This is a genomic window from Candidatus Megaera venefica (assembly GCF_034554655.1).
Taxonomy (GTDB): Bacteria; Pseudomonadota; Alphaproteobacteria; order Rickettsiales; family Rickettsiaceae; genus Megaera_A; species Megaera_A venefica.
Genome location: NZ_JARJFB010000172.1, coordinates 1 through 3120, shown reverse-complemented (window position 1 = coordinate 3120; position 3120 = coordinate 1). Strand labels below are relative to the sequence as shown.

Annotated in this window: 5 protein-coding genes, 1 tRNA gene and 1 other RNA gene; 1 reads left to right on the top strand and 6 read right to left on the bottom strand. The window is 34.2% G+C overall.

What is annotated here, in order from left to right:
• The 6 genes from Megvenef_RS08280 to ssrA all read right to left on the bottom strand — a co-directional run.
• Positions 1-328: transposase (locus tag Megvenef_RS08280; protein WP_322776028.1), on the bottom strand; the 328-nt coding region annotated here is incomplete at its 3' end.
• Positions 329-490: 162 nt separating this feature from the next.
• Positions 491-940 (bottom strand): outer membrane lipid asymmetry maintenance protein MlaD, encoded by a 450-nt coding sequence (gene mlaD, locus Megvenef_RS08275; protein ID WP_322777469.1) that lies wholly within the window; start codon positions 938-940, stop codon positions 491-493.
• 23 nt (positions 941-963) lie between these two features.
• On the bottom strand, positions 964-1302 hold the full coding sequence (locus Megvenef_RS08270; protein WP_322777468.1) for an NADH-ubiquinone oxidoreductase subunit NDUFA12 family protein: 339 nt from the start codon (positions 1300-1302) through the stop codon (positions 964-966).
• Positions 1289-1747 carry a ribonuclease HI gene (rnhA, locus tag Megvenef_RS08265; RefSeq protein ID WP_322777470.1) on the bottom strand — a complete coding sequence of 153 codons (459 nt, stop codon included), beginning with the start codon at positions 1745-1747 and terminating at the stop codon, positions 1289-1291. Before rnhA ends, Megvenef_RS08270 begins: the two co-directional genes overlap by 14 nt.
• Positions 1748-1903: 156 nt before the next feature.
• Positions 1904-2422 (bottom strand): ClpXP protease specificity-enhancing factor SspB, encoded by a 519-nt coding sequence (locus tag Megvenef_RS08260; RefSeq protein ID WP_322777467.1) that lies wholly within the window; start codon positions 2420-2422, stop codon positions 1904-1906.
• A 19-nt stretch (positions 2423-2441) separates the two neighbouring features.
• Positions 2442-2747, bottom strand: a transfer-messenger RNA (tmRNA) gene (gene ssrA, locus Megvenef_RS08255).
• 157 nt (positions 2748-2904) lie between these two features.
• Here ssrA and Megvenef_RS08250 point away from each other — a divergent pair.
• Positions 2905-2980: transfer RNA gene (locus Megvenef_RS08250), tRNA-Phe, on the top strand.
• Positions 2981-3120: the final 140 nt, after the last annotated feature.

Below are 3120 nucleotides of genomic sequence, written 5' to 3'. Positions count from 1 at the left end.
CTTCAGACACATCAAGATCTTGCTGCAAATATTCATAACCACAAAAATATTGCCAATAAATATTTTCCTTTAGCTCTTCCTCCGTAAACGAATCAGAACCGTTGTACATAGCTTGAAGCATTGATAGTGCTAGCATTACTCTATGATCTTTCTTATTTCTACCAAATTGCTTGATTTCAATGTTAGGCAATGCTCTGGCTTCAAGTTCAGACCAATTTACTAAATCCCTTAGTTTATATAACTTGTTTTTAGGATTTAGTTTTGTAGATAATTTCTCTTCAAATAACCTTTCTTGTTTTTGGAGAAAAGTAATATTTTCTATAGGCATAATTTTAAAATCCGTAAGCTTTATGCGGTAATTATACCATTTTCTTATGGATTTTGTAAGCTGTTTATGACATGAAACCCCTTGTTAATTCAGGCGGGGAGAGTTTTGACGGAGGGACTAATTAATCACAATTTTGGGATGTTTGCAAAAGTACTAAATCAACTATTTACTGGTAATTGAGTACATTAATTTTCCAATCAAGTCTTCAATGTTCAGAGATGATTGGGTAAATTTTATTTTACCACCATCTGCAAAATTATCATCGGATGCACCAGGATTTATTCTAATATATTTTCCACCCAAAAGACCACTGGTAGAAACAATTGCACTAGAATCTTTAGGAATATTAACTCCTTCATTAATGCTTAGACTCAAGATGGCGTAATATGTGTTATCTTCAAGACTAAGACTATCAACAGAACCAATCTTAATGCCAGCAAGCTTTACATCCGCCCCCTTAGCAATTCCATCAATATTTTGGAAATTAGCAGTTACCGTATAACCATTATTCGTTTTAGAAAAATCGCTTATATTGTAAGCAAATCCAAGAAAACTAAATGCCACAATCAGTACAAACAACCCTACTAAAGTTTCAATAATTCCCTGTTTCATTTTCTTACACCTTTAATTATTAATTACTCTGGATTCCAACTGGAATAAGTCTTTACTTTTGTATATTTTGACTTGGCTGGATCATATGCGTGCTTAGTTCCAGTTACATTTGGTACATGCTCTGTCTGCCATTCATATTCTTTAGTTTTATTTTTATCCGGTATCTCATCACTTAAATAATGAAGCCATGAGTGCCACATTGGAGGCACTTTTGATCCATCATCAATGCCTTTATACACCACATATCTCTTATTACGCTTTAAATAATTCTTGTCACTACCTATGTAGTAGCCATTACCAAATTGGTCTGTCCCTACCTTTCGACAAAATAATTTAACCCAAAGTTTGTTAATTTGAAGCATCTTTAAGCATTCTCTTTGCAGTTTCTTTACCAACAACGGCTAGTTTATCAGCTATATTATTACCTTCATTATTAGCATGGCCTTTTACCCAACACCAAATGATATCGTGTTTCTTCATTTCATGCTGCAAATTTTGCCATAAATCAATGTTAGTCACTGGCTTATTGTCACTTTTTCGCCAATTATTTTTCTGCCAATTGTGTATCCATTCAGTTGCACCTTTTTGGAGATAGATACTGTCGGTGTAAAGCTTGACTCTGCAAGGTTTTTTCAAGTGTTGTAGAGCATAAATGGCAGCTGAAATTTCCATTTGATTATTTGTAGTTTCAAGCTGATAGCCAAAAATTTCTTTTTTTGTATCGTTAAAGATTAATAACGCCCCCCACCCACCAGGCCCAGGGTTTTTAGAACATGCACCATCAGTATAAATTTCAACAAAAGGCATAGTGCTCTTTCCAGTTTCAAATGATACAGCAGTATTTTTTAGACTCCGACTATGCTTACCTAGAGGCGCAGTATTCGTATCTTCATCTTTAAATTCAAGCATCTGATTTAAAACTGAAAAAGGCATAGTATCAGTAGACATATAAAACACTAAATCCTACTTATTTTTTTTACGAAACTTATCAATTGCAATAACTTCACCTGCTTTTTGCAACTTATCATTTGGAAAGCTTTTTTCTTTTGCAGATAATTTTGGTTTGATTTGCTTAATTTCTGTTTCATTATCTGAATCCGATTCAAATGTCTCAATTTCGAAATCAATATCTTCTTTATTTCTATTAAATTGCAAACTAAAGTTAGCTATAGGATCAATGAAACTTGTAAGAGCAGAAAAAGGAACCACAATAGTTTCTGGAAGCCCACCAAAGGCAATATTAACTGAGAATCTATCTTCCAGAACCCTTAAGTCTTTATACTGATATTGCAGCACAATGGTTATTTCTTTGGGATATCTCTGCCTAATGTTTCTTGATAACACCACCTCAGTATCGTCAGTCTTAAACGAAATATAAAAACTTTGCTCGCCAATTAATCCAGTTTCACAGGTATTATGCAGCACCTTCCTAACAATGCTAAGCATTGCTTCGTCTATTAATAATTGATAGTCAATTGACATATAATCTTATCACAAAAATAGTGGAGCTTTTCTGTTGCCAGGTAAGCCCCGAACCCCGTGGCTAGCTACAATTAAGCAGCAGCCGCAAGACGATTGTTATCGTTTGCATTTACTTTTTTTGATCCATTATTCAGCGGAATCATACTGGGTAAAAATTATTTCTTTATTAAGCACGTCGATCCTATTTCGCTCCCATAATACTTAAATGGTGGAAGCGCCGGGTACCGCCCCCGGGTCCGCAACCTCTATTCCAAACAACGTTTATCACCATAGCTACCTAAGTAGCAATTTCATTATAGGCTATATTCAGTAACGTTGTAAATAGAGGATAGGTTAATTATCGCATAATTTAGAGCAAAAAGTTTTTTCCTCATGTTGCTTAAGTTTTGGATGGACAAACATATTTTTTTTGATTATAAATTGCACTCACAAAAGGATCAGCAAAACTTATAATTTGCCTTATTAGTAGATTTCATTGATCTGGCCAGGTAGCTCAGTCGGTAGAGCAAAGGACTGAAAATCCTTGTGTCGGCGGTTCAATCCCGTCCCTGGCCACCATTTTTTCAAAAATAATTGATATGAATAAACTTCCTGTAAGATTAGTATTTTAGATCTATAGTTAGTCTCTCCGTCAAAACTCTAAATTTTTGATATAATTTCAAGAATTTCAAAAATAAATCACCGCACATTCATTTTTT

Excerpts from the sequence above, each read along its gene's own strand:
- mlaD (WP_322777469.1), bottom strand. The coding sequence starts at position 940 with ATGAAACAGGGAATTATTGAAACTTTAGTAGGGTTGTTTGTACTGATT.
- Megvenef_RS08270 (WP_322777468.1), bottom strand. The coding sequence starts at position 1,302 with ATGCTTCAAATTAACAAACTTTGGGTTAAATTATTTTGTCGAAAGGTA.
- rnhA (WP_322777470.1), bottom strand. The coding sequence starts at position 1,747 with ATGCCTTTTGTTGAAATTTATACTGATGGTGCATGTTCTAAAAACCCT.
- Megvenef_RS08260 (WP_322777467.1), bottom strand. The coding sequence starts at position 2,422 with ATGTCAATTGACTATCAATTATTAATAGACGAAGCAATGCTTAGCATT.